The 26,846-nt window shown below is 39.5% G+C and carries 25 protein-coding genes; 17 read left to right on the top strand and 8 right to left on the bottom strand.

The window, feature by feature from the left end; genetic code table 11:
- Nucleotides 1-36: 36 nt before the first annotated feature.
- The 5 genes from ACNKW3_RS18385 to ACNKW3_RS18365 form a co-directional block, all read right to left on the bottom strand.
- Complete coding sequence (locus ACNKW3_RS18385; RefSeq protein WP_427400798.1) at nucleotides 37-783, bottom strand: DUF6090 family protein; 747 nt, start codon at nucleotides 781-783, stop codon at nucleotides 37-39.
- Nucleotides 784-928: 145 nt separating this feature from the next.
- Nucleotides 929-1,159, bottom strand: a complete 231-nt coding sequence (locus ACNKW3_RS18380; protein WP_427400797.1) for a DUF1272 domain-containing protein — start codon at nucleotides 1,157-1,159, stop codon at nucleotides 929-931.
- Between the two features lie 511 nt (nucleotides 1,160-1,670).
- The gene (locus ACNKW3_RS18375) at nucleotides 1,671-2,123 is read right to left on the bottom strand and encodes a GNAT family N-acetyltransferase (protein WP_427400796.1); all 453 of its coding nucleotides are present in this window, start codon (nucleotides 2,121-2,123) and stop codon (nucleotides 1,671-1,673) included.
- A gap of 98 nt (nucleotides 2,124-2,221) precedes the next feature.
- The gene (locus ACNKW3_RS18370) at nucleotides 2,222-2,977 is read right to left on the bottom strand and encodes a type 1 glutamine amidotransferase domain-containing protein (RefSeq protein WP_427400795.1); all 756 of its coding nucleotides are present in this window, start codon (nucleotides 2,975-2,977) and stop codon (nucleotides 2,222-2,224) included.
- Between the two features lie 114 nt (nucleotides 2,978-3,091).
- Nucleotides 3,092-3,814, bottom strand: a complete 723-nt coding sequence (locus ACNKW3_RS18365; RefSeq protein ID WP_427400794.1) for a polysaccharide deacetylase family protein — start codon at nucleotides 3,812-3,814, stop codon at nucleotides 3,092-3,094.
- Between the two features lie 237 nt (nucleotides 3,815-4,051).
- Between ACNKW3_RS18365 and ACNKW3_RS18360 the strand changes: the two genes are divergently transcribed.
- The 13 genes from ACNKW3_RS18360 (at nucleotide 4,052) to tagF (ending at nucleotide 19,705) form a co-directional block, all read left to right on the top strand.
- Nucleotides 4,052-6,043: a type VI secretion system Vgr family protein gene (locus tag ACNKW3_RS18360; RefSeq protein WP_427400793.1), complete on the top strand. Its 1,992-nt coding sequence runs from the start codon at nucleotides 4,052-4,054 to the stop codon at nucleotides 6,041-6,043.
- 18 nt (nucleotides 6,044-6,061) lie between these two features.
- Nucleotides 6,062-7,168 carry a hypothetical protein gene (locus ACNKW3_RS18355; RefSeq protein WP_427400792.1) on the top strand — a complete coding sequence of 369 codons (1,107 nt, stop codon included), beginning with the start codon at nucleotides 6,062-6,064 and terminating at the stop codon, nucleotides 7,166-7,168.
- Nucleotides 7,169-7,207: 39 nt separating this feature from the next.
- Entirely contained in the window at nucleotides 7,208-7,855 is a 648-nt protein-coding gene (locus ACNKW3_RS18350; RefSeq protein WP_427400791.1) for a peptidoglycan-binding domain-containing protein, read from the top strand.
- Nucleotides 7,856-7,899: 44 nt separating this feature from the next.
- Complete coding sequence (locus ACNKW3_RS18345; protein WP_427400790.1) at nucleotides 7,900-8,394, top strand: peptidoglycan-binding domain-containing protein; 495 nt, start codon at nucleotides 7,900-7,902, stop codon at nucleotides 8,392-8,394.
- Between the two features lie 2 nt (nucleotides 8,395-8,396).
- Nucleotides 8,397-9,539 carry a hypothetical protein gene (locus ACNKW3_RS18340; protein ID WP_427400789.1) on the top strand — a complete coding sequence of 381 codons (1,143 nt, stop codon included), beginning with the start codon at nucleotides 8,397-8,399 and terminating at the stop codon, nucleotides 9,537-9,539.
- A 27-nt stretch (nucleotides 9,540-9,566) separates the two neighbouring features.
- Nucleotides 9,567-10,403 carry a hypothetical protein gene (locus tag ACNKW3_RS18335; RefSeq protein WP_427400788.1) on the top strand — a complete coding sequence of 279 codons (837 nt, stop codon included), beginning with the start codon at nucleotides 9,567-9,569 and terminating at the stop codon, nucleotides 10,401-10,403.
- A gap of 11 nt (nucleotides 10,404-10,414) precedes the next feature.
- The gene (locus ACNKW3_RS18330; RefSeq protein WP_427400787.1) at nucleotides 10,415-10,804 is read left to right on the top strand and encodes a DUF4280 domain-containing protein; all 390 of its coding nucleotides are present in this window, start codon (nucleotides 10,415-10,417) and stop codon (nucleotides 10,802-10,804) included.
- 128 nt (nucleotides 10,805-10,932) lie between these two features.
- A complete protein-coding gene (tagH, locus tag ACNKW3_RS18325; RefSeq protein WP_427400786.1) occupies nucleotides 10,933-12,324 on the top strand; it encodes a type VI secretion system-associated FHA domain protein TagH in 1,392 nt (463 codons plus the stop codon).
- Between the two features lie 7 nt (nucleotides 12,325-12,331).
- Nucleotides 12,332-12,826 (top strand): type VI secretion system lipoprotein TssJ, encoded by a 495-nt coding sequence (gene tssJ, locus ACNKW3_RS18320; RefSeq protein WP_427400785.1) that lies wholly within the window; start codon nucleotides 12,332-12,334, stop codon nucleotides 12,824-12,826.
- Nucleotides 12,827-12,851: 25 nt separating this feature from the next.
- Nucleotides 12,852-14,180 carry a type VI secretion system baseplate subunit TssK gene (gene tssK / locus ACNKW3_RS18315; protein WP_427400784.1) on the top strand — a complete coding sequence of 443 codons (1,329 nt, stop codon included), beginning with the start codon at nucleotides 12,852-12,854 and terminating at the stop codon, nucleotides 14,178-14,180.
- 5 nt (nucleotides 14,181-14,185) lie between these two features.
- Entirely contained in the window at nucleotides 14,186-15,538 is a 1,353-nt protein-coding gene (icmH, locus tag ACNKW3_RS18310; RefSeq protein ID WP_427400783.1) for a type IVB secretion system protein IcmH/DotU, read from the top strand.
- Between the two features lies 1 nt (nucleotide 15,539).
- The gene (gene tssM, locus ACNKW3_RS18305) at nucleotides 15,540-19,004 is read left to right on the top strand and encodes a type VI secretion system membrane subunit TssM (protein ID WP_427400782.1); all 3,465 of its coding nucleotides are present in this window, start codon (nucleotides 15,540-15,542) and stop codon (nucleotides 19,002-19,004) included.
- 14 nt (nucleotides 19,005-19,018) lie between these two features.
- A complete protein-coding gene (tagF, locus tag ACNKW3_RS18300) occupies nucleotides 19,019-19,705 on the top strand; it encodes a type VI secretion system-associated protein TagF (protein ID WP_427400781.1) in 687 nt (228 codons plus the stop codon).
- A 32-nt stretch (nucleotides 19,706-19,737) separates the two neighbouring features.
- Here the strand turns inward: tagF and ACNKW3_RS18295 are convergent, their stop codons facing one another.
- Nucleotides 19,738-20,517 carry a PP2C family protein-serine/threonine phosphatase gene (locus tag ACNKW3_RS18295; protein ID WP_427400780.1) on the bottom strand — a complete coding sequence of 260 codons (780 nt, stop codon included), beginning with the start codon at nucleotides 20,515-20,517 and terminating at the stop codon, nucleotides 19,738-19,740.
- A gap of 190 nt (nucleotides 20,518-20,707) precedes the next feature.
- On the opposite strand from ACNKW3_RS18295, the gene ACNKW3_RS18290 reads away from it, so the two are divergent.
- The 3 genes from ACNKW3_RS18290 to ACNKW3_RS18280 all read left to right on the top strand — a co-directional run bounded on the left by ACNKW3_RS18290 (nucleotide 20,708) and on the right by ACNKW3_RS18280 (nucleotide 24,535).
- Nucleotides 20,708-22,627, top strand: coding sequence for a protein kinase domain-containing protein (locus tag ACNKW3_RS18290; RefSeq protein ID WP_427400779.1), 1,920 nt, complete (start codon nucleotides 20,708-20,710; stop codon nucleotides 22,625-22,627).
- Nucleotides 22,628-22,631: 4 nt separating this feature from the next.
- Nucleotides 22,632-23,624: a polysaccharide deacetylase family protein gene (locus tag ACNKW3_RS18285; protein ID WP_427400778.1), complete on the top strand. Its 993-nt coding sequence runs from the start codon at nucleotides 22,632-22,634 to the stop codon at nucleotides 23,622-23,624.
- 116 nt (nucleotides 23,625-23,740) lie between these two features.
- Nucleotides 23,741-24,535 (top strand): hypothetical protein, encoded by a 795-nt coding sequence (locus ACNKW3_RS18280; protein WP_427400777.1) that lies wholly within the window; start codon nucleotides 23,741-23,743, stop codon nucleotides 24,533-24,535.
- A gap of 269 nt (nucleotides 24,536-24,804) precedes the next feature.
- Here the strand turns inward: ACNKW3_RS18280 and ACNKW3_RS18275 are convergent, their stop codons facing one another.
- Nucleotides 24,805-25,764 carry an integron integrase gene (locus ACNKW3_RS18275; protein ID WP_427400776.1) on the bottom strand — a complete coding sequence of 320 codons (960 nt, stop codon included), beginning with the start codon at nucleotides 25,762-25,764 and terminating at the stop codon, nucleotides 24,805-24,807.
- Between the two features lie 381 nt (nucleotides 25,765-26,145).
- Between ACNKW3_RS18275 and ACNKW3_RS18270 the strand changes: the two genes are divergently transcribed.
- Entirely contained in the window at nucleotides 26,146-26,412 is a 267-nt protein-coding gene (locus ACNKW3_RS18270; protein WP_427400775.1) for a hypothetical protein, read from the top strand.
- A 74-nt stretch (nucleotides 26,413-26,486) separates the two neighbouring features.
- Here the strand turns inward: ACNKW3_RS18270 and ACNKW3_RS18265 are convergent.
- Nucleotides 26,487-26,846, bottom strand: a 360-nt coding sequence (locus tag ACNKW3_RS18265) for a group II intron maturase-specific domain-containing protein (protein WP_427400774.1), incomplete at its 5' end; no start/stop codon positions are given.

The following is a 26,846-nucleotide window of genomic DNA, read 5'->3' as shown; positions in this document are numbered from 1 at the left end:
TGAGATCTTTGGAAGTTGCGGTGGAAAGTAAATATTTTATTGCGTAAGTTTATCTAACTCTTTTTGAAGTTCTTGTTTTACTGGAATTGCATTTCTTTCTACTTGAGAAGAAAAATAGGCACTGCCACGCCATGGTAGAGAGATTCTTGAAAAACGGTTTATAAACACAGGATGCGCCGCCATTGCGTCAAAATCGAACTTATTGGTTACTTTTAAAATAACAGGATCTACGTAAGATCTTACATATTTATCAAAAAGAGAAAGTTCTTCATAAACGCCTTCTCCCAAGGTTTTATAAATAGAGGCAACGACAAAAAGATAACTATTAAACTCGGCAAGATTATTTCTTAAGCTGATAGAATAAATTAAGTCTAATTCGCCATTGCTTTTCATTTCTTCCCAAGTGGGTAGTTCTGGTTGTTGATAGTTAAATCTTGAAAACCTTAACAGTGCACTATCAAGGTCTGCTTGATTTTGTTGAGTCGCTATCTCGCCTTTCTCAAGTACAGCAACTGAATTGGTAATCGCGGTAAGTGTTGTGTTAGCTCTTTCGTTTAAGGTTTTAGCTCGTTCAATCACTCTATCGACGTCTTCTATCAATCTGGTATGGAACACAATAGACTTTTGCTTATCCTGAAGATTGTTGTTCCAAGTATTAATTTGCAAGGCGATTAATATTCCAATCACAACGAGTATGATTTCACCCAAGGCATATTTTAGATAGTTGGCAACTTTACCTTCTTCAATTAGTTTTTTTCGAAGTTTACGATAAAAGTTAATCATCTTGCTTTAGACTTTTTGCAGATTTTTTAAGCTATTTATTAGCTTGATAACACAGTCTAGCTGCATTTAACACCCAAAATTCATCATACGCTTAGAGCTAACAGCATTTTCAGCTTAATTTGAATATTTCAAATGGAGTTAAAAGCTAATGCCCTTTAACAACTCGAACCTTTGAGGCTGGGTGATGCAACAGTTTTTCGGCGGGGCGTATGGGTCGTTGTACCAAATTGCCGCCACAATTCGGGCAAATATTGTTGAATCTTTGAGTTGCGCAGTCTAAGCAGAAAGTGCATTCAAAGCTACAAATGAGCGCAGAAGTTGACTCTGGTGGTAAATCAACATTGCAGCATTCACAATTTGGGCGAAGTTCTAACATTATTTGGGGCTCCGAATGTCAAAAAATAACAGTTAGAGCACTATATTGAGGTTTATTAAAGTTGAATACGGATAAATCTGCCAACTTTCAGGAAAATACTGCAAAAGGCTATTTGCTGTCTATTAAGATGCGTTTTTTATTTCTTTTAGTTGATAAAACAACGCCGAGTAGCCCGACAACAAAAATATAATGGGCAAACAAATAACAAACCATGGTGAGGTTTCGGCGATATAAAATTCTGGTTTGTAGTAATAAAAAGTTACTACTATATACCCAGTATTGACTATACCTATCAAAACAAATGAAGCGCTAGTTAGCCCTTTTGTTATCAATCTGGAAAGATAATAGTTAAACAGCGAAAAAATAAACCCTGGAACAAAAATTATTAGGCTTGGAATAACCAGCAGTAAAGAAATAGCCTCATAAACTTTAACCATCTTATTGATTTCATATTTAGAAGACTGGGAACGCTTGTTTTGCAACGCGTTAGAGAGACGATCAAAGGGGCCATTCATGGTGATGTTTTTATCTCCATAGGTTGAAATGAAACCCCGTTCTTAGTCGCTTTTTCGCCACAAATTATAAATCCTAATTTCTGATACACAGGCACAGCATACACTGAAGAACGCACAGTTGTTGGCGTTGATTTACTTAAAAATGGGGATAAAGACGTCCATAACATACGTGCTATGCCCCTTCCGTGAAAATTCTTATCCACAAACAAATGATAAAGATGACTTTTTTCTTTTAGTGCAATATAACCCACAATTTTATTATCGATAACACATACCAAATTGACATAGTTATCATCTGTTAATCGCCTTTCAAATGCTGAAGTAGTCAAGGTTTCGGCCAACCATAAAGGCAAATTATCGGTATCTTGGTCTATATAAAAGTGAGCAAGTGACCTGACCAAACTGGCTAGATTTTCTGCGTCTTCTAAAGTTGCGGCGCGAACTTTCATTTAATATCCAATTTATAAATTAGTGTTTAAATATTAAGACCTAGTTAGCCAATCGAAAATAACAGCATTTTTATCAGATCATGGGGTTGAACCCTAGTCTACTTATTCTGCTCCATCAGTAATATCATTTCTTTTGCAACCAAAGCTGCCGAAGGTAAAAACATGGTAGACACTATTCTATTATCAATCACCACTTGGTGTTTGTCGCTTAAGGTTTCTTTATTTTCTGCAATCGCCCCATTTTTTTTCAATTGGCTTTCAATTAAAAATGGAAGCAAGGTACCCTGTTTAGCCCAAGGTTTGCTGGTTTCAGTTGAATTGGGAAAGCCTGCTATTCTTTTGTCTTTTACCAAGTATTCTCCGTTGGGAAGTTTTACATTGATAATGCTTGCAGTGCCGTGTCCACCAGCTCCAACTATCCCCTGATTTTGGTAAATCTGCCCAATGATAGCTTGAATCTTTGCATCTTTTGCCACGTCAAACATCACCCCATAACCGCCGCCAGTGAACACCCCTGAATATTTTGAAGGGTCTACTTCTTCAGGTGTTAAGGTATTTGCGGTTTTGTCGAGAAAACCTTCATACTTAATTGTGTAACTAGAAATGCCCAAAGGTTCACGCATAAATTCCACTTTGCCACCTAGGGGAGAAACAAAGTCTACTTCATAACCATGGCTGACAAAGACATGGTACGGCGGCGCAAATTCAAACAAATCGTTTCTCGCTTCATGCTTTTCAGGATCGCCCATATCCAGCATATTGGATGCGATAATAAGTACACCTTTGTTGGTTTCCCCTGATGCTTCAAACGCAACGCCGAGAGCAAAAATCACTACTATAAGCAATACACGCATAATTTATCTCCTAATGTAGAAAAGCCTATAAAGTCGCAATCAAAGTACAAAAGGTTTACACATTGATAGTAGTTTTTTTATTTAAGAAACAAATTGAGGATTTTGAAAATAGCGTCAACTAACTGTCGAAGATGTCTTTTTGCCCAGTAATTCACTTAGCGTCACAAATCGAAAACCTTTTGCTCTAAGCCCCTCAACTATAGGTTTAAGTGCTTCTCGAGCCTGAGAGTTTCCACTACCAAGGACATGCAAAAGAATAATTGAACCTGGTACTGCGTTCTCAATCACAGTGTTAGATATATAGGAACTCGTTTGACCAGCCCCATCGAATGTTTCTGGCGCCAGATCCCAAGTAACTGTTGTGATGTCATGTTGTTTTAGATAGTAAGGCAAAACAAACAATTTGCTACCGTATGGTGGTCGAAAGTAGATGTCATTCTCATAGCCAATTTCGCGTATTAATGCATTTGTACTTTCAATTTCATTTTTTACCGTATCAAAACCTTTGAACACAAGGCGTTGGTGCGAGTATCCATGATTACCAATTTGATGTCCCGCTAACACCAAATTTTTAGCCGCATCAAAATTCTGTTCAATGCCTCTGCCGTTCAAGAAAAATGTCGCCTTAACATTTAAGCTATCAAGGGTTTGAATCACATCTGTGGTGTATTTTATATTCCACGGCCCATCATCAAAGGTTATCGCAACAATCTTTTCAGTTGTATCGACGCTTGCCACAATTTCCCCAAACAGTTGGAAGCTTGTCGATCTACTGATTTGCCATAAGCTATAGGTTGCTAAAATAAGCAATAGACCTATGGTGATATACTTTTTCAAATTACTATTTCCCTTTCTTTTATGGGCTATTGCCCTAATTTGTTTTAATTCCCTAAAACAGCGATCTTCTTCACATTATCCAGCAAACCTATACAACACAAATTCATCTGAACTTGCAACCTCTAGTAAATCGAGAACTTCATCAGTTAGTAAAAAACTCATCATCAGGTGCAACATAAGTTGAGCTTGCGTCGTAAGGGTAGAAAAAGAGAATCAATTCTTATTGTTGGTGAGAAAATGCCCGTTCAAAAAAGACTTGTCAGTATGAGTACGCCGTTGCGAGACGATACTTTAGTGCTCCGCCAAGCAAAATTTAAAGAAGCCTTAGGTCAACCTTTCACCCTAGAAGTTGAAATGGTGAGCAACGACGAGTCGTTAAATTTCACCGATATATTAGGCAAAACACTGACTGTTCACTTAGAAACAGAAAAGCATACACGTCACATCAATGGCGTTGTTACATCCTTTGAGCAAAAAGAGAACATCAAACAAAACGCAGCCTATGTTGCTGTCATAAGACCTTGGATTTATTTATTAAATCTGAGTAAAAAGTGCCGTATTTTTCAACAAAAATCCTATCCCGAGATCATAAAAACTGTATTTGACGAATTGGGCTTTTCAGACTACGAAGACAAGCTTTCGCAGAAATATGCTAAACAAGATTATGTGGTGCAATTTGGCGAAACAGACTTTGATTTTATTAGCCGCATCATGCAACAAGAAGGTATTTTCTACACGTTTTCCCACACAAAAAGTAAACATAGCCTTATTCTGCATGACGATAACGCCCGACTACAAGACATAGGCAAGATTCCATATTTTGAATTGGTTGAGCAGAACAAACACCTTGGCGTAGAAGGCATAAAGCAGTGGGAAAATAAGCAACAAGTAAAAAGCGGTAGCTTTAGCCTTTCCAGTTATGATTTTGAATTGCCGAATAAAAATCTACAAGCCAGCACTAAGGATCCTAAAGTAAAGCAACTGTCCCATTTTGAACGCTCGGAATATCAACTAGGTTACAACGAACGTAAAACTGGTGAACACTACAGTAAAGTTCTAATGGAAAGGGAAAATACATCGTTTTCGCAAACTTGGTTTTCCGGCGACATACGAACCCTTGAATCTGGGGTCAAATTTACTTTAAAAGACCATATGCGAGAAGACCAAAATGCGCAGCATTTAGTGACTAGCATCGAGTGTGTTATTCGTTCGGATGAGTTGTTTGAGCAAGATGAGCTTAATCAGCACTCATTATTCGAATTTTCCGCAACTGCCATGCCCGCCCGTTTAAGCTTTAGGCCACCAGTAACAATACCTTCGCCAATTATGCGCGGCCCACAAACGGCTACTGTAGTGGGTAAAAACAAAGAAGAAATCTGGACCGATAAATACGGCAGAATCAAAGTTCAGTTTCATTGGGATCAGTACACTAAAGGCAATGAAAACAGTTCTTGCTGGATTCGTGTTGCACAATCCATGGCCGGTAAAAATTGGGGAAGTGTGTATATTCCCAGAGTTGGGCAAGAAGTTCTTGTAGACTTTTTACAAGGAGATCCCAATCAACCCATAGTTGTGGCCTGTATTTACAATGGCAGTAACTTACCTCCTTATCCTCTACCGCAGCATTCCACAATGTCAGGTTTTCGCTCTCGCACTACTGGCAATGCAGGTACGTTTAGTGAGATTCGCTTTGAGGATAAAAAAGGCGATGAACAATTATTTATTCATGCAGCTAAGAATCAAGACATCTCCATAACTCAAGATTGTTTTGAAACCGTTGGTGGCGATCGCCATCTGACGGTTAAGAAAAATCAACATTCCAAGGTTCATAATAATAGATTTGACAGTATTGATGGCGATAGTACCCAGAAAGTGGGTAAAGACTTCAATCTTTCGATTGAAGGTAAGGAAGCCAAAGAAGTTGGCCAGTCTATTTCTTTGAGTGTTGGGAGCAATGGAAGTTATGACTATGCGGGGAATCTGTCGATTAATTCGGACAAAGACAGTTATTTAAAAGCAAAAAATATCTGCTTAGAGGCTAGCAGCAATATCACATTGAAAGTGGGTAACTCTTTTATTGCCATTGAAAGGGGCGGGATCAGCATTAGTACATCGGGCAATATAAGTTTAGATGCCAAAGGCAAACTGAGCGCTAAAGCCAGTAGTGCTGCCGATATCAAAGCGGGCGGCCCAGTTAGCATTAAAGGCGCAACGGTAAAAATTAACTAAAAATGGACATCGATAATCATGCAAGCTAAAACAGGACAATTGATTAAAACCATATTACCTGCTTTTCCAGAGCAAGTGTTTGATGCTGATAGTCATATTTTAAAGCAAGCCTTGGAAAATAAAGCGCAACAGATTGCGCAAAAGATAGGTAAATACGGTAGCGCCAAACTGACACAAGTTAATCCTGAAGAGCTACTAGCACTGGCGTCTACCACCGCACCTACTGTTCCCAATTTGGAAATACCTGCTGTGGATTTAGAGCTAAGTGCGCAGCAAGCCTTATTTGCCAAAGGCATGCAGGATTTAGCATTAAATGAAGAAGTATTATCCACCGCAGCACTCAGTGAAAAATTATCTAACGTTGGAATATCCCCTGAGCAAATTAACAACATGCGCGGCATGTCACCGTCTCAATTAACAGCGGGATTGGATATTACACCTCAGCATTTAGCTGCTTTGGGAATTAACGCTTCAGCGTTTGCCAGTTTAATCAAGCTTAGTCCTGAGCAAATGCAGATAAGCGCTAACGTTTCGCCTGAAAAATTAGAAGCTATAGGCATAACTCAAGCTCAGCTTTCAACCTTAGCCAGTGCGTCGCCAGAACAGGTTATAGCGGCAACGGAAGTATCTTACGAACAGTTAACCGATGCTGCAGTAACGCCTGAGCAATTGCTGATAGTGGCTAATTCAAAAAGCGCGCAAGCAGAACTGCTCGCTACCCAATCTTCAGAGCAATTTAATAATGTCGGCGCTAACGATGAAACAGCACAAGCAGAGACCAATGCAAACATTGAATCTTTGAATGCGCTAATTAACACCCAACAATCAAAGACATCGCTAACGACAGCAGAAACCTTGGTCACAGGTGCAGCAATACCGTCTTTAAAAATGCCAAAACAAAATGAAAAATCATCCAGTGATGGCACATCTAAGGCAACACCAATATCAATCCTAGTACAAGACCAAGCTGGGCACCCCCTGTGTGGGCAAGTGTATGAAGTCGTATTACCTGACGGTCGATGCATTAAAGGGACTACGGATGAAAAAGGACAAGCATTTTTACCCGCTTTAGACACAGACGAATGTTCTATCACATTGCCAAATTTGGAGGCAGACGCATGGTAATTTGGCAATGTATTAGGTGTTCATTAGGGGTTATGTGCAATGCATAAAGTGATCGTCAAATCAGGCGACTGCTGCGCAAGTTTAGCAAAGCAGTTTGGCTACAAAGATCCAACTAGCATTTACCAAAATCAGGCAAATGAAAAGTTACGCAATTTGCGGCCTAATATGCACTTGTTGCAAACCGGAGACGTGGTTTTCTTACCAGAAAAAAAACCAAAGTCTATGCCTATTGATAAAAGTGGAAAAGTACAGATTACTGTTAAAGGTCAAGTCACTCAATTTAAGACTCTGATTCAAGATAATTTAGGTAACCCGTTGGCAAATAAACCTTTTGAGATAGAAATAAAAAACCAAACCATTAATGGTCTTACCAATTCTATTGGGGAGATAAAGGTAAATATTGACGCATCCGCAAAAACCGGAATTTTGCGCATTTTTCTAGACAGTGTAAAAAAGAATACGTTGACATGGCCTTTGGAATTTGGCGCTCTGCCGCCCCATGATTCAATTATTGGTGCTCAAGCCAGATTAAACAACTTGGGATTTTATTGTGCTAATGAAGCAGGAGAAATAGACCAGTCAACTCAGGATGCAATTTGTTCGTTCAAAACAAGCCAAGGGTTAAACCCTGATAGCAACCTCGATGAGCATTTTTTCAATGCATTACTCGAGATTTATGGATTTTAATATGGATAATAATTTGCTCGTGGCAGCTAAAAAGGATTTTAAAAATGGCTAAAGTTGCTCGTTCTAGCGGTAGTATAAGCAATGTCAATACCTTGGTATTCCATCGTTTTAAACTACATTTTCAAACCCATCCCGGTCATTGGGGTGATGCCCAATCTCGACATATATCGAGTTTATCTGCCACCGATTCTAGCGCTGATATTGAATATACATTACGTATTAACCAAGAATTTGCTCAATCAGGACAATTAAATTCAGACGGAAGCCTTGAGCTTTTGGTTGCAGCAGGACATAAAGCAGAACTGGATGTTCTTGGCACAATCTATGAACTTAACAGTTTGCCAAGTATGGCATCTATACACACTCTAGTTGGTATTCAGCAACGCTTACAGCGACTAGGTTATTTGTCAAATACCAAGAGTTCCGTATGGGATGAAAGCTGTGGTAGCGCTCTACTTAGCTTCCAAGCAGATCATGATATTACGCCAACGGGTGAAGTCTGTGACAAAACCAAACAGATGCTTGAGTCGGAGGACTAGGTTTGAAAATCCAATTGTCCATCAAAGATAGCATTCGTTTGGTACCCGTGCATTTTGAACGAGGGATTAAAGGCCCTGCGGATGCCCAATATCCCGAAGTTGATAATTATGGATTTAGGGGCCGAATAGCTGGACTAGAAAATATTAGTTCTCAAGGCTTGGCGTGTGCAGCATTGAGCTTATCGGAAAATAGCCAAGGTACGATAAACTTAGTTCGCGATAATATTGGATTACAAGCACCTCTGTTCGTAATTTCTACAGAACCAAACTTATTGGAAGTAGTATCAGCCAATCCATGTAAACCCGCTCCCACCGTACCTATTCAGCTGAGAACTAAAAGTACTCAAGGCAAGCACATGCTTCAGTGTAATTTACAAGTACGATTTGGCAGCGAAAGCGGGCCTGTTATTGCTAATCTGCTGGTTTGCGTGATGCAAAGCCTTATTGTAAAAATACAGCCTCATATAGTGCAAATAGACAGCAAAACTGGCAACGCTGGCGAAATACCGCACCTTGAAATGCAGAGCCTGTTTAAACAAGTACAGGCCATTTGGCATCATGCTGGAATACATTTACTTCTAGCCAAACCTACAGCAATAAAAGCGAATTTACATCAAGCTAATTTAATGGCTTGTAACGCTGAACTTAACGAAATGAATCAAATAACCTCTCTAAGATGGGAGGCTGAAAGAATAAATATCTATTTTCTACAGTGTGTTGAAGGCAATAAAGATTACTGTATCAACGCACAAGCTCATAAGCTTATTGGCCTTAATCATCCTGGGATATTTGTCCCTTTGAATATTAATACTCATGCGCGGACGCTAGATGTAAACCAATTTTCGAACAACATCGCCCATGCCATCGGTCAATTTTTTAGCCTAAAAACACTAAAAGGCGCCGCTTCAATGGCTGATACCTGGTCTATGGGCAATCTGATGTATCCCCAAAATCCAGTCGTTATTACGAATAATGAAAACAAAACCTTGGTGCCAAAAGATTTAGGCTATGGGCTAAATGCGCAAGAGCAAGCTTACAGAGGTGCTTTTATTCCATTAAAAACGCCTATGAATGTCCAAACTTCAGGGCCACTGATTGCTGCTCGACGTTACATCAGTAAAGGCTTTAAGTACTTGTACTCATAATTACATCAACATCGGAATGTGAAACCTATGACAGTTCAACTTAGCCAAGCGATTATTTCCAAACAGCCTTTTGCAGCTGACATCGCAATAAGCATGGGAAAGCCTGCTATTGCAGAATTAGCCGCGCTCACCCAACATTCCCAAACCAGCATTCGCATGGATGCCCTCAGAATCTTACAAAATTTTGATCTTCAAGATAGCTACAACATCGTTTTTGCAGCGTTAGAAGAACAGGATATCAATATCGTACACACTGGGTTATCGATTATAGAAAAACATCAAAGCCAAGTTTCCAGCACAATTTTAGCTGCTTTACTGGAAAAGTTGCATTTCGAATCGGCAAAAATTAGCGTACTTCTTATGTTGGGAACTAAACTAGAAAATACACCCGACGCCCAACACCTAAACGAACGTCAAATAATGCAGCAATATTGCAGCATTGAACATGGAGAAAACTTGGCGTTACATGCTGTAACGGCATTAGCAAAAGCTGGCGATAAGCGACGAAGACAGCAATTTTCAGCCTATGTAAATTCCTTGCACAGTAGTCTACAGCAATTAGCCAGTGTAATGTCCCTAATCGACTATATTCGACAACCGTGGTTGCTTCCAACCTTGCGCCAATTGCTGCAAAATAAAAAATGCTTACATGCGCTTGAGCCCTCTATACCAGGAACTCCCAAAGAACTGCGAGTTTGTGATCTTGCTGTATTAGCAATTAGCCAAATCTGTCATCAAGCTTTTAGTTTTACTCCTCATCCGCTAAAGAATTTTAGCGATGTGCAACTTGAGGAGGCAGCTAAAGTCGCTAGCCAAATGGGTAGCAAACTTTACGCCCATAACGTCAATCAAACCAGTATCTAACGAGGTCTAGTATGCCACTTCAAGTTACCATGGGAGCTAATTTAATGTGTTCACAAGGATTAGCACCCAGTACCCTCATAGTTCCGCCGTTAAAGCGAGTTTTGGTTGAAGGTATGCCGGCGGCAACTATCATGGACAAAATTCCTATGGTAAATATCCCGCCCTTCGGAATGTGCCGCTCAATGGCTAATCCACAAGTCGCTGCAGCCACTTCGGCGGCCATGGGCGTTTTAACGCCCATGCCATGTATTCCCGTTTTACCAGGTCCATGGCAGCCCGGCGCTAAAAAATCCACCCTAGGTGGACTTCCCTGTTTGACTCAAAACTCAAAATGCATTTGTGCTTGGGGCGGCTCAATATCCATTACCAAACCTGGGGCAACAAAAACTCAAGTAAGCTAAATATTTCAACCTTGCTGCAACTTTCCAATTTTTTCCGCGTAATCCTCAGTAATACACGACTTAATCAGCATTAAACATGCAAATAAACTGGTTAAGTGATTATTTTTATTGAATTTTGGTGAGATTTTATGGCGAGTTTGCAACTCACATTGTTAGAGGGAAACGCACTCAATGAGCGCTCCGTTTTTACGGTTTCGCATACGGGGGCTACTGTCGGTCGCTCGAGAGATTGTGATTGGGTATTGCTCGATAATGACCGCTTTATCTCTAATAAACATATGCTGATTTCTTTCCGAGAAAATCAATTTTATATCAACGATTTAAGCAGTAATGGGGTATTTGTAAACGGTAGTCAAGACGCCATTGGTAAAGGTAACAGTAAGGTTGTTGAAACTAACGATATCATTACCTTGGGTAAGTTTCGTATTTTAATCAGCGATATTGAATTGGAAAAAGCGGCTGATGCCTATCCTAGGGTAAGTTCAAATTACAATTATCATCAACAGCAAGCGCCTTCAACTGGCTATGATCAAAATAATAACGCGCAAGACAATGACAGTGCTGTTGGTTTGTTTGATATTCTGAACAACACTCCCGCTGAAGAGCAATCAAGTCAATCTCAGCAAGACGTTTTTGAGGCACAGTTCGATAATTCAGAAAAAGGCCAAGAGCAAAAACAAGCTTCAAATTATCAACAGACCATACCTGACGATTGGGATTTTTTAGATCTAGCGCCCTCTGAATCGGACCATGATGATTCGCCAATGCAAACTTCGCGCAGTGCTAATTTCGAACCTTCGCAGCAGTCTGAGCACGCAGTTGAAGCTAAGGTGGAAATCGCACCTGAAGTGACAAAACAACTTACGTCGAATAACTCAGATAAAGCTGCACCTGAGAAGACCCACAACAAAACCCTAGAAAATCAGAGCGATGATTTCTTTGATTATTTATATCGAGCATTAGGGTTGCCTAAAGAATACAAACATAGTGTTGATAAACACACCTTTGCAGATGATTTGGTTTCTATCTTGCTCACCAGCACTCAAGGCATTATGGCTTTACTCGCTGGCCGTTCCTTGTTCAAACAAGAATCTCGACTTAATTTGACTATGATAAAACCTCAGTCAAATAACCCCATAAAGTTCTCGTTAGATCCTACTGACACCCTTGAAATGTTATTAGTGAAGAAAAAGCCTGGTTACATGTCAGCACAGTCTTCTTATAGCGAAGCATTAAACGACATTCAGATTCATCAAATGGCATTTTTAAGCGGTCTACAGGCCTGTCTTGAAGGCATGGTAGAACGGATGAATCCAACCAGAATCGAGGCTTTAGCTGAGAATCAACCAACGTCATTAATAGACATCAACAAAAACGCAGCAAAGTGGAAAGCCTTTAAGGCGCAGCAAGAGCGTTTAAAAAAGCAGGTAAATGAAAATTTAAACGACCTGCTTTCGCAATATTTTTCAGATGCTTATGAAAAATACATCCAAGAACATCATTCAAATGAGGCTAAGTAGAGACGTTATGCAATCACTTCACCGTATCTTAGTTGTACTTATTTTCAGCCTATTTATGAGTGGCTGCTTGAGTACAGAACCAAGCGAAAAGACACGTGATTTTTCATATGAAATTATCGCATCAGAGAATATTAACCCAGATATTAACCAACAAGCATCCTCTGTTTTGGTGCGAGTGTACCAACTTAATAATCGAGTGAATTTTGAAAAAGCCAGATATGAAGATTTATTCGATTCAGACAAAAACACTTTGGGTGCTGAATTTATCTCAGTCAACGAATACTTAATTGATCCTGGTACTTCTAAAAGTCTAGACGCAGATGTATCTGCAACTACTAAATTCATTGGCATTGCTGTGGGATTTCGAAGTGCCAATGCAGTGAATTGGCGCACTATCGTTAGCATGCCTGAAAAGTCCTCCCTTGATCCAATGGGTTTATTTGGTTCCGGCGGTGTCCAGATCATCATCGATGACCTCAGTGTAAGAACAACTGAACTTTAACCAGCGTGTAACAAAGGAATAAGCAATGACTTGGGAAAAGCGCGTAGTATGGTCTGAAGGCATGATGTTGCAACCGCAACATTTTCAACAACAGACTCGTTATCATGATGCCCAACTAAAAAGTACGGTAACAACGCTGAACCCTGATCATTGGGGATTAACCTCTTTTGTTATTGATTTGGCCTTGTTAAAAACAGGCAAACTCAGCGTGACTCAGGCTGAGGGTATAATGCAGGACGGCACAGTATTCAGCTTTCCACAACGTGATCATGCACCTGCAGTGATTGATATTCACCAAGAAAACCTCGGTCAAATCATTTATCTTTGCGTGGCACTGAGCCGCGAAAACAATTCAGAAGTTCAGCGTAAAGAAGCCGATTTAACGCGATTCAAGCTAAGCGAGTTTGAAACTCGTGATATCGCAGGTTTTGGAAATAAAAAAACCCTGTTAGAAGTCGCGGGATTGCAGTTTACATTACGTACTAGCAATCAGAACAACAGTGAGTTTTTGTGTATTCCTATTGCAAAGATTGAAGATGTCAGCCCAAATGGTGCAGTTTCCATCGTAAGCGATTATTTACTTCCATCAATAAACATTAAAATATCTAAACATGTGTGTAGCTTTATAGATGAATTGCAAAACTTGCTTTCTCATAGAAGCCATGCGATAGCCTCACGGGTTTCAGTAGCAGGTAAATCTACAGCTAACGAATTAGTCGAATTTATGTTGCTACAAGCGTTAAATCGCCATTCTGCTGTGGTAAATCACCTAGCGGCTGCAGCCTTCGTGACGCCGTTTTATCTTTTTGAAAAGCTAAGTACATTAATATGCGAATTAAGTACTTTTATTAAAAGCAGTAAATTGCCGGACGCGCTTCCAAGCTATCAGCACGCGGACCCAAACGCTGTATTTAAACCTCTCATTGAAGAAGCTAGGCAACTGTTTAGCGTCGTACTGGAACAAAACTCAATTAACATTCCGCTACAAGAGCGCAAGTTTGGTATTCGAGTCGGCACAATTTCGGATAAAACCTTATTTCAAAATGCGAGCTTTATCTTGGCTGTTAGTGCTGATGTGTCGCCAGATGAAATCATCAAACATTTTGCTTCTCAAACTAAAATTGGTGCCGTCGAATCAATTAAAGAATTAGTCAATCTTCAATTACCTGGGGTGCAATTAACCCATTTGGCTGCAGCCCCTAGAGAAGTCCCCTATCAACGTAACTTTGTGTATTTTGAGTTAGTGCAAAGCGGCGAATATTGGCAAACACTCACTCAATCTGGCGGTTTAGCTTGCCATGTCAGCGCAAATCTTCCTGGTCTAGTGCTTGAACTTTGGGCGGTTAGAGGTTAAGCGGTATGAATAATTTTGATGATAATGACGATTTAGATCGCACAATGCTAATACCCAATCCGGGAGGGCGTCGTTCTACTCAATCAAATTATACAACTGATACTAATACAACACCGCCACCATCGGTTTTTAATCAAACACCTTCAAGTAGCAGCACAGATCATAAGGCATTTGAATTCGAAGCTGAAAATAAGCTACTCGCCTACGCCGCAGAGTTAATCAATTTGGCGAGTAATCTTAGAACCCTAGAACCGAACAATAGCGTTGATCAATTACGACACGAGATTGAGGGGCAGATAAACCAATTTGAAACTCGTTTGCAAAACGCCAACCTAAGTCCCGAAATAGCAATGACAGCTAGATATATTTTATGCTGCCTTATCGACGAGCTAGTACTTACTACCCCTTGGGGAATTGAAAGTAATTGGAGTCGACAGACTTTGTTAAGCAAATATCACAATGAAACCTCTGGTGGCGAAAAGTTTTTCGTGATTGTGAATAAAATCATGGAACAGCCGCAACGCAACATCGATTTGATTGAGCTTTGTTATTTGTGCCTATCCATAGGCTTTAGAGGTAAGTATCGTCTATCTACTACCGGCGAAATTGATATCGTTCAACTTTGCATGATGATGCATCAGGCCATTAGTTTGCACCGGCCAGTGAGTCAAGAGTTGTCACCTAGTTGGCGAGTGCCAGACGCTAATAAACCTAGCATCGAAAAACGCGTACCGCCGAGTTTATTATTCAGTATCTTGGCCTTTGTTTGTATTAGCGTTTATATTGGATTCTTATCCAATTTACACGCAAAAAGCGCTCCTTTGTTTGCCAAGATTGAATCTATCGGCTGGGATCAATCTTTCGATCTGTCAGCACCAGATTCTTCAACTAATATTGTTAATTCGCCAAATAAAACACGAGAAAATCGTCTAAACGCACTGTTCACTGATATTCAACAACGCTTGGGTAGTGCCACAGCGCAAGGATTGGTCGAGCTAGTAAGGCAACCTGATTTTGTGATTATCAGGTTTATTCATCCTCAACTATTTCGCTCTGGGAGCATAACCGTAGATCCTGCGTTTTTACCTAACCTTGACTCGGTATTAAGTGCCATTGAAGGTCATAGCAATTCAGTCGTGATAGTGGGTCATACTGACTCAACAGGGCGAGCTGAATCCAATTGGGTTATTTCACGCCAGCGAGCTGAATCTATCGAAGCATGGCTCAAATCAGGCCGTAGACCTTTGTTCCAAACAGCCACCAGAGGTGTTGCAGATACTCAAGCTCTAACCGCAAATAAAGAAGATAGCCGCAATAGACGAGTTGAAATATTAATCTTTGTGGATTCGGGTAAATAACATGGATAAGTTAACAACAATCTGGCAGAAACCTTGGGTAAAACCTGCCCTTAGCCTGTTTTTTATAAGCTTAATTATACTAATTGCTGGGCCCTATATTGCGATTGCCGGTTTTGTGCCACTTGAAAGCATTTTCACTCGGCTCGCAATCTGCATCTTATTGATAGCAAGCTACGCACTCTACCGCTACATCAGGCATCTTAAATTACAAAGCCAACAATCCCAATTAGTCGAAGCAATGAGTGGTCAGGACGATGCCAGTAGCGCAATAGATGCTGAGTCTCATGCCCTTAAAGATAAATTTACCCAGGCATTTGAATCGTTGAAACACACCAAGGGCGGCCGAACCTCATTAGTTGAAATGCCCTGGTTTATGATAATAGGCTCACCCGGCAGCGGAAAAACAACCTTATTGTCTAACTCTGGCTTGTCTTTCCCACTTGCAGATAAATTAAATACTAAACACTTTAATGGTATTGCTGGCACTAAAAACTGTGACTGGTGGATCAGCAACAATGCGGTGTTATTAGACACCGCTGGTCGATATACCTCTCAAGACAGCTACCAAGAAGTAGACGCCTCTGGGTGGCAAAAATTTCTATCCTTAATCAAGCGATATCGCAAAAAGCCCATTAGTGGATTGTTAGTAAGTATTAGCATGTTAGATATTTTGAACATGAACGAATATGAGCTAAGTCAACATGTTAATCAATTAAAACAACGAATTAGCGAAGTAAATCAATATTTTAAAACCCAATTTCCTGTGTATTTACTATTGACTAAAGCTGACATGTTGGCTGGCTTTACTCAGTTTTACGACACCTATTCGCACAAAGAAAGAGAACAAGCTTTTGGTTTCACGTTTGAAAAACAAAGTCAGGGTTCACAGCAACAAATACCAGATATCGACGATCAGTTTGAACAAAAATTTTCACAATTATTGGCGTCTGTCACTCGCCGACAATGGCAACGAATGTCCCTTGAGAGAGACGCTCAGCGAAAAGCAAGTATTTACGCCTTTACTGATCAATTAGCGTCCTTACAAGCTACGATTAAAAACCTTGTTTGTCAGCTTAGTTCTCAAGAATCAAATATTCAAACCAAACTCACTCCAGGCTTAGTACGCGGTGTCTACTTTACCAGCGGTACTCAAAATGGCGCACCAATAGACCGCATGATGGCTCATGTGTCGCAAAATTTTGGTTTAAGATTGACTCGTCACGCGAGCTGGAATAAAGATGAAAGAAGCTACTTTATAAAAGACTTGCTGGAACAAGTTGTATTTAAAGAAGCAGATCAATTTGGCACCTTATCCAGTTATGAGAATCGTAAAAAGCGGTTGAAACAAGTTGCTTTGGCTGGACTTACAGCAATCTCAATGGGCTTGTGCTCGCTTTTTTATACTAGCTTTGCATTGAATGCTGAGTTTATCGAGCAAACTGATTCGGTCGTCGAGCGTTGGCAAAATGATTTTGCTTTGTCGGGAGAGGCATTTTCCAGCCCAGTAGATCGACTGATTGAAAATCTGCCTTCGTTACAGCAGTTAAACAATCAAATTCAAGGATTAAAATCTGCCCAGTCTAATAGCCTCGCTGGGTTTGGATTGAATCAAGCAAGCTCAATCAATAATGCGCTACAAGAAAGCTACGAACGTTTATTAAAACAGATTGTTTTACCACACATAGAACGCCAATTAATTGCAAACATGCAAGACCCCAGTTCTCCGGTTAAGCAATACAAAGCGCTAAAAGCTTACCTAATGTTTACTCAGCCAGAGTTTGTTGATCAAGCCTATCTGACCCAATATTTACTAACCGAAACCAATCAAGACAACAGGTTAAATAGTCAAGAATTTCAGGCCTTAATACCCCACTTGAACGCCTTAGCGAAGAGTGAGCTTTTATTTGACCAAGTCAATAACGATTTGGTTGCCAATGTTCGCGATGTACTAAAATCACAAGAACTAAGTGATATTTATTATCAAGAATTCCGCGACACTTATATCTCTAGACCAGGTTTTTACCTTTCCATGTCGCAGTTGGCAGGCCCTGATTGGCGAGGTGTTTTAACTAGTTCAATAGACGAAGTTAGAACACTTTCAAGGCTTTATACACCTGAGGTGTTCGATCAAATTGAGCAACAAGGCAAAGAAGATTTTGTTCAACAGGTAGAGAGAAATGCTTGGGTACTAGGTCCTGACAATTTAATTGATACCAAGGGTTTGAAAAATAAATTTTTATCTATGTATGCTCAGGACTATGCAAATCAATGGCAAAATTTACTTGCTTCGATTGCTGTCAGAAATGATGTTAGTTTGGCTGGTCTACTGACAATGCTGCCCATATTAACTGAAAATTCTAATCCTATGTTTACTCTGTTAGAAAGTGTAGCCAAAGCAACTGATTTATCTAACTTCGACCTTCCAACATTGCCAAACACATCCGCAACTCAACAACTAAATCAAAGCCTTAGTTTTGCGAAATCAACATTGGACGGGCAAAGCCCCACAAATTTTGTCAGCTCGAGATTTGAGAAACTTCACCAATTGATGAAAAAGGAAAAACGTCAAGCTGTGGAGCAACGTATGATCGCCCTACTACAAGAAGTACAAATTGCACTTAATTTACAACAAAATGGAAAAGATGGCGGCAATACAAATTCTTTAATCGCTTTAGAGGGTTTTGGTTTTATTCAAGACGCTCCGTTAAATCGCTGGGTCGAACAACTTACATCTGCAATCAAACGTGGGCAAAGCCAAATTCGTAAAGATCAGTTGGCGAATATATGGAAAACCCAAGTTGCGCCTATTTGTTCTGCAATTACCAATGGCAAATATCCTTTTGCATCAAGTGCAAATACGGATGCTAGTTTGCAAGACATAACGCAATTATTTAGTAGCAAGGGCGCCATTTTTAGCTTTTTCAATCAGCATCTAGCCGAATTAGTAAATACGCAAACTCTAAGGTGGCAATGGTTACCAGGTGTGCAAGAAAAATTCAATTTTGCTCCGGAAGTCCTGGTATTTTTTCAACAAAGTTTTGAATTACAACAAAACTTGTTTGCTAAGAATCCTAATACCCCTAGTCTAGAATATATTTTTACCCCAGTATTTTTAGATCCTTCTCTTTCTCAAGTGCGTCTAGAAATATTCGATACTTTAATGAACTATCAATTTGGTCGTCCAACCCCTAAGACTGTAAATTGGCCGCCACAAAATCCGCTAAAAGATAGCAAAATTATATTCATTCGCAGAGATGGGAGTGAAATTTCATATGGGCAATCAGGTTTATTTTCGCTGACAAAATTACTTAAAGATTCCGAAATCAAACAACTGTCATCAAATAAAGTGCAAGTCACTTTTACTCATCAAGGATTTTCAACAATTTATGAAATCGCAAGTAGTAATGGTGACAATCCTCTTGTTTTAAACCAATTGGCTAACTACCAATGTTTAACCGATATTTAGCCAAGGATTAAATTATGAGAATTGGCTATTTTGGAAAACTCCCCGCGTATGGAGACTTTATTCAGCGCAACATTAATCCAGCAATAATTGATTATTTAGACAATTGGATTTTGCAAGCTTTTGATAATTCGCAAAATACGTTAGAAAAAGGTTGGCGAAATGCATATTTTACCGCACCGATATGGCGATTCTATATTGACGCAGGAATAGTTAGCCGAAGTGCTTTGACCGGATTAATGATGCCAAGTGTAGACAAAGCTGGTCGTTGTTATCCATTTTTTGTCGTTGGAGAATTTTCGGAACACACAGATATTTTTAAACTTGCGATTTCTGCAGAACTTCATCATCTAGATTGTGAGGATTATTTACTGCATTTGCTCGAAACTGAACACACGAACTTAGACGATATCACGAAGACTTTAGTGAAATTATACCAACCATTAAATAAATCTTTGTTAAAAAAAGCTGAATATATAGACCCTAATTGCCCCAATGAAATATTTAAATTTTCACCGCTACAAGAAAATTCAATTTGTGAGATTAGCCAAGAATGTTTGTCCAAAGTAATAACTGAACATTACGCGGGGATCAGTATTTGGCATCGCAGTCAATCTGAGAAAATATTACCGCAATACCGTTTTTTTAAGGGAATGCCTACCATACAAACTTATCTTGAATTTCTGGCTGTTGACGAAAACTAACTCATAGTTTTATTAAAATGTTTTTCGAAAAACTATGAGTGTAGCGGAAGCGTTCGATCTAATGGCAGTGTAGATCTAAGTGAATTTTCATTATTTAGTTTATGTTTCACGACTAAAACAGTGACGTTATCTCTCGCATTTCTTTGTAATGCAATATCAATCAAATCTTCGGCAACTTCTTCAAAAGTACTTTGCTGTACAAAAGTTGATAATTCTTTATCAGTCATAACTTTGTTTAATCCGTCACTACATAATATAAATTGATCATTCTTTTCAATATCATAACTACAAATTTCAAGTTGCAGTTGATCATGAGCACCTACCGCTCGAGTGATTACATTGGCTTTCGGATGAGTTTCAGCTTCTGCTTGTGAAATTAATCCTGCATCTATCATATCTTCCACTTGACTATGGTCTCGTGTTAGGCGTAAAAGTTGATTATTTCGAATGCGATAAATTCGGCTATCACCCGCCCATATACAATGCGCTTTTTGATCTTGAATAAACAAAATTGCCACTGTACTTCCAACCACAGATTGTTGCCTCTCTGCAAGTTGAATTAATTCAAAATTTATCTCTTGAACACAACGTTCAATTAGCTGCAAATTTAACTCAGAATTTACTTGTTTCACAAGTGAAAAAAGGTGCTCAGTAATACGGCTACTTGCTAGGTCTCCTTTTTCATGTCCACCCATGCCATCTGCCACACACCACAAACAATAATCAGAACCATCCAAAAGCGCATCTTCATTGACTTTTCTGACTGTTCCGATATCTGTTTTTGATACACAAACCCAATTGTTTTTAGCCATTTTTTGTTCCTTTAAAAACCCCAAAAAAAGGTTAAAAAAAGTCCTTTTTTCGGTGAAAAAACCATCCAAATATAGTACTATAAAAACCTTTAAAAATCGACTAAATCATGCACAAAAAAGACCTCTATTTATTGGTATTTTTCACTTCAAAAAATGAATGATTTGCATGAAAAAATAAGAGGGAAATTAAATGTCTAATTCGGATAAAATGCTGAATAAAAAAATAGGACGATATGAGCTTAAAGAGATAATAGGCGAAGGTGCTATGGCAATAGTTTATCGAGCCTATGATCCTGAAATTAACCGTTCAGTTGCCTGTAAAATTTTGAAATCAGAGCATTGTGTTGATGAAGAATATACCAGTCGATTTCTACGAGAAGCAAAAGCGGCCGGTAGTTTAAGTCATGCCTCTATAGTTACTGTTTTCGATGTAGGTGAAATCGACGGAGCACCTTACATCATGATGGAATTAATTGAAGGCACTGATCTCGGAAAACTTTTAGAAGAAAATCATAAGATTACTCCCGAACGTGCACTAACTATTACACTCCAATTAGCTAAAGCTTTAGATTACGCCCACAGTAATAATATTGTACATAGAGACATAAAGCCCGACAACATAATGCTGTTAGAAGACAATGAAACGGTAAAGGTAGCTGATTTCGGTATTGCTAGAATTAGTGAAAATGATGAAGCACATAAAACCCAAGTCGGTTCCGTATTGGGTACTCCCAGGTACATGTCGCCAGAACAAGCCCTGGGTCATGAATTAGATGGGCGATCAGATTTATTTTCGGTCGGTGCGATTTTGTATGAAATGTTGACCGGCAATAAAGCGTTCGATGCTAAAAATATGGGGACCTTGATGATGCAAATATCCCAGCAAGATCCTCCTACACTGAAGTCGATAGACCCGACTATTCCGGTTGGAATTCGTCAAATTGTGCAAAAACTTTTGCATAAATCACCGGAAAAAAGGTTTCAAACAGGTGCTAATTTAGCCCAATCATTAATCGCGGAATTGAATGCTCTGCGAGAACAAAAAGAAGAGCAAAGGCAACATAAATATATCCCACTTAAATATAAATTCACCTTGGTCGCAGTGGCTATTGTCAGTTTAGTTTTACTTATAAGCATGAATATAATTTATAACAAACAAACCCAAGCCATGACACAATCTGCCGTTGACTCGGGATCGTCTTTTGCAAAATTTATCGCCATAGAAACAGCAATCCCCCTTTTAAGTGAAGATTGGATAACCCTAGAAACCTTTATTAATGATGCCGCCAGCAGAGATACTTTCAGTTACCTCATTGTCACCGACCGAGATGGTATTATTAGAGGTGCAAGCGATATTGGTTTAGTTGACCAAGTTTACATAGAGGATGCAGATGCAACTTTCATTAGTAAATCTAATGAAGTTCATACCACAAGTTCAACCTTAGAAGACGGCTCTGAAGTTTTCAACATTACTACACCTATTCTGTTTCAAAACACAGAAGTAGGCCGAATTATTGTTGGGATTTCTCAACAAGGTTTAGAAGAGGTAAAAAGCACTACTGCCTTATTGATGTTTTTCTTAGCACTCATCACTATATCTGCTGTGGCGGTTATTATGTTTGTATTTGGTGGCTTGATTTCTAAACCATTACGCACCATCACGCGGAATTTAAAACGTTTAGAAGAAGGCGACCTAGATGCCCGAATTTCCTTGAATCGTTCAGACGAAATTGGCCGTGTAATCATTGCATTTAACAAAATGGCCTCTGCCATACAAACACAATACACAAGAGTGAGTGATGAACTTGCAAAAAGTGGCATCAACATAGAACAAAACGAGCCATCAAATCCATCACCGTTAGAGGTCTCTCAGGGTTCTTGCGATGTCAGCGAAGAGGTTGAAGATGCAACCATAGTATCTTCTAGCGTAATTAAAACAGTTGAATCCGTTGAAACTGCTCCTGTAGACGATGAAAACAACAGCGAATCGAAAGCTAACACTGTCGAAGCACCAAATGATGATGCCGATGATCAAGATGAAGACGCTACTGTAATTGCTTACTTGTCAGATAATCCAGACTCATCTCAAGACGTTTCAAAGGGAAAATGACCTCATGAAGTCCCTACTAAAAGTAGCACTACTACTGAGCATTTTCTCGTTGTCTGCTTGTGCAACTAAGCCAAACAATCAACGTATTATTAATCAAAATGAAGACTTTATTTTGGTAAAAGTGCAAGAAAACGATAGTTTTGAAAGCTTGGCTCTCGAATTTATTGGTAGTGCTAAGTACGCTTCCTTAATTAAACGATATAACCCCGAAAGCTTATTAAGCTCAGGCGGTTTTATTGCTATTCCTCGCACGCCACAGAACATGACATCCGTATTCTATGACGGTTATCAAAAGGTACCTATTCTGTGTTATCACCAATTTACTCGGGATAGAAGTAGCAGTAATCCAATGGTGGTGACAGAAGCTGAATTTACCCAACAAATGGCGTACCTACACGAAAAAGGTTATCAGGTCATAAGCTTGCAAGAGGCTAGCGAGTTTGTCCGCGGACAACGAGAATTACCTGACAATGCAGTGGTTATCACCATTGACGACGGCTATCGCAGTTTTAAAGATATTGCTTTGCCAGTGCTTACAAAGTACCAGTTTCCGTCAACAATGTTTATTTATCCTGAGTTTATCGGTGGGAAACTTGCCTTATCTTGGCAAGATGTTAAATCACTAGTGAATCATCCTTTGGTAGAAATTGAATCTCATTCAACGACACACAGTAGTTTATCCCGAAATCCATCAGGAGAAGACATTAGGGGTTATCAGACTAGAATTCGAGGCGAAGTTGAACAAGCGCAGCAGCGTATTTATCGAAACACTCATCAAAAAGTAAGGCATTTTGCATATCCATATGGCAATACTAGTGCCGAATTAGTTGGTGTGTTAGAGCAGCATAACTACCAAACCGGTGTTACCGTGCAACGGGGAAGTAATCCTGCTTTTTCTTCCCCCTATTTACTCAACAGAACCATGATTTATGGTGGTGATTCGATGCAAACTTTTGTGAATGCATTGGATACGTTCGAGTCGACAAACTTACAATGAAAACCTTAATCTTGTGCCTAGTTATTTGTGTATTAAGTGCTTGCTCGAGCACCACCCCAAATTCACAAATTAGTTCCAATGTTCAATCAGATAACCGCTACATAATAGCAGAAAGAATGTTTGAAAAAGGGCAGTTAGCCGCCGCATTGCAACAATGGCAAATATTGCAACTGGGTTATCCTGACAACGACGAAATAGCGCACAAGATAGCTTTGTTACGCCAGTCAATTGCTAAACAAAAAAGCGATTTAATAGATCAGCTGAGCCAATTAGCTAATCATCAAAATTCCCAAGCAAGACAAATAAAATTAAAAATTTTGGCGTTAGATCCTAATGATGCGGACATAAAAGCTCAACTTTCAAGCCTTGTCTGGCAACAAGAGCTGGATAATGCGAAGAAGAAAACTAGCGCTATTGCCCAAGTTTATAGACAAAAGAAACAAAAAGCTCGCAAGAATGAAAAGTTGCAAAATATCTTAGAAAATGCTTCGATTATGCAACAAAATCAAGATTTCGATGCTTTATTGAGTCAAATTGAGAAGTTAAAAAACCTTTCTCCTACGCATCCCAAAATCGCATCTTATTCGTTTGCTGCTCATTTAGGTTTAGCTGAAAATTACCTACAAAGCTCTCAATACCTTGACGCCATCCAAGCCTTTAATTTAGCCATTGCTTTTGCAGAAGACGAAGCAGAAAAGACCAGAATTGAAACCAAGATTCAAAACATTAAAAACGAACAGGCAAATCATTATTACCTAGCAGCGTTACGTGTATTTAAACAAGATATTGAACAAGCCATCGAGTATTTGCGACAGTCTCTAAAGTTCGATCAAGATAATCCCAAAACAGTACAACAACTAAAGATCGCTCTTAAAATTCAGGAAAACCTAAGCCGTATTAACGAGGGTTAAAGGCTTTGCTGCCCATTTTTTTGGTAAACGAAATTAGAAATAAGCTTAGGTTAAATTTCGGCAGTTCAGCTCATTCAAGATTGAACTATTTGACAGTTCGCTTTTACGGATAGGAGGCACTTGAGCTTTCCTGTTGACCGGCTCTTGTGTCGGATTTATGCCGTTGGCTCATTGCAATTTTAACGGCAGCTATGAGCGATAAGCGGAAATAAGCAGTGCTTCTTTGAACAAGATGAATTCACTGATAGCGGACGTTAGTCCGCCATACCTCATCTATCTAACGGGCTTTTTGTACCAGAATGGTGCTGGCCTATAACGTGAGTGTATATTTGAGTTGTACGTAGGTCATTATGCCCCAGCAATTCCTGTACGGTTCTGATGTCTGCTCCTGAATACAAAAGCTGGGTCGCAAATGAATGACGAAACGTATGAGCGGTCACATGCTTAGTTACCCCCGATTTTTTGACAGCCACCCTTAACGCTTTAGTTAATGCAGTCCAATGCAAGTGATGACGACAAAAATACCCATCTACAGGATGCTGGCATCGCGATGTTGATGGGAATAAATATTGCCATTTGAATTCTTTAATAGCGTAGGGGTACTTCCTAGCTAAACCAGAAGGTAAGCTAGTCTCGCCGCCACCCTCTGCTAGATCGTTTAGATGAATTGCTCGAACCTTTTCAATCTGATCTTCGATAGCCATATGCAGAATATCAGGTAGCATAGTCGTTCTATCTTTATCGCCTTTTCCTCTGAATACGAAAACACTTTTATTTTGGAAATCGATATCTTTAATTCTCAGTTTCAGCAGCTCAGCTTTTCGCAAGCCACAACCATAGAGCATAGAGAACATCAGTCGATACTTGTCACTCATAAGATTGATGATGCTTACCGCTTCCTCATGACTTAAGACAGTTGGCACGCGCTTGGGTGCTCGTGCTCGCACAGCATCTGGTAAGAGAGTTAGCTCTCGCTCAAAAACATGTTTATACATAAACACAATTGCACATAACGCCAAGTTTTGTGTTGAAGAGGTAACGTGGCGTTTAACAGCTAAATAAGTAAGGAATTGTGTAACTTCCTGCTCACCGAGTTCTTTAGGGTGTTTTTTATTATTAAAGAGAATAAAACGCTTTATCCAGAGTAAATATGTTTTCTCTGTTTGAATTGAATAATGCTTCGTTCGTAGAATACTCCGAACATTTTCCAGAAATGGACTTTGAGCCATAAAAAATCTCCAATTTTGACAATATGTAATTACTGAGAATTCTCAGTAAAAAGCATTGTAAAACTAAAGAAATGCTAATGAATGCCTTACCATTGGCGGGGTTATGTATAAAGAGGAGCTGGGATTATTAAGAATTCTCAATAATTACATACAACTAAGGTGAAAGTTAGTTAAAGCATTGTTTTTATGTAAATATTTTGAATCTTTGAGGCGTTTTTACTGAGAATTCACAGTAACACTCAAATAAATCATTGGAAACTAGCCCTAAATCAGGTGTAAGCTACTGTTATCAATAAATTATGTAGAGAATTCTAGTGTGAGTATGACTGCGTGTTACTGTGAATTCTCTATAATAAGATGTTATAACTACTGAAACATCAAATGAAAAAGTTGGGATCTGTAGCTCTTATACTGCTTATTGTTTTGGTACTGTTTATTAAGACAGTAGGCACGTTCACTCTTTGTGGTGGTACGCTGCTTCAAAATTGGCTCGGTGTTGGTGCTTGCTCTAACAGCCAGAATCAATTCATTGGTTTTGGCAATTTCAGAATGGAAGGCGAAGACTTGGCTGGTGTAGTATTTTTGTCTGTTGCTCTGGTAGTTATAGGCCTTATCTACAAATTGGTAGTAAGCAAACGTGGAAAGTAGTTATAATCGGGTAGCCAAGGGTCTCTAACCCTCAGCCCCCACAACACCCTGCATGCGGCTCCGCACAGGGCGTTTCACTTAGGATAGTGAAGTGCGATCCACCCATCGCGTAGCGAATAAAGCCCTTCGGATGCTAAATAATCAAGCGATAAAGCTTGGTTGATCCCCGGGGATTTAGCACTTCGCCATGGTCCTTTGCTGGTTAAGCCACAAGCCACTGCGGCCTGAACATGCACACCTAATTTCATTAAGCTTCTTACTTTAGTTCGTGGCTTACGCCATTGTCGCCAGTAGGCCATTCTCACTCTGCGTCTGATCCAATGATCGAGTTCGACACACCGTTGATATCCACTGGCGATACCAAAGTAGTTTATCCAGCCTCTTAGATATTGGCTGAGCTTAAAGATTTGGTATTGCATAGACACACCCCAGTT

Origin of the sequence: Glaciecola sp. 1036 (assembly GCF_050306235.1) — a bacterium.
Lineage (GTDB): Bacteria > Pseudomonadota > Gammaproteobacteria > Enterobacterales > Alteromonadaceae > Glaciecola.
The sequence above is the reverse complement of the archived record's forward strand: the minus strand, read 5'-3'. Positions and strand labels throughout refer to the sequence as shown.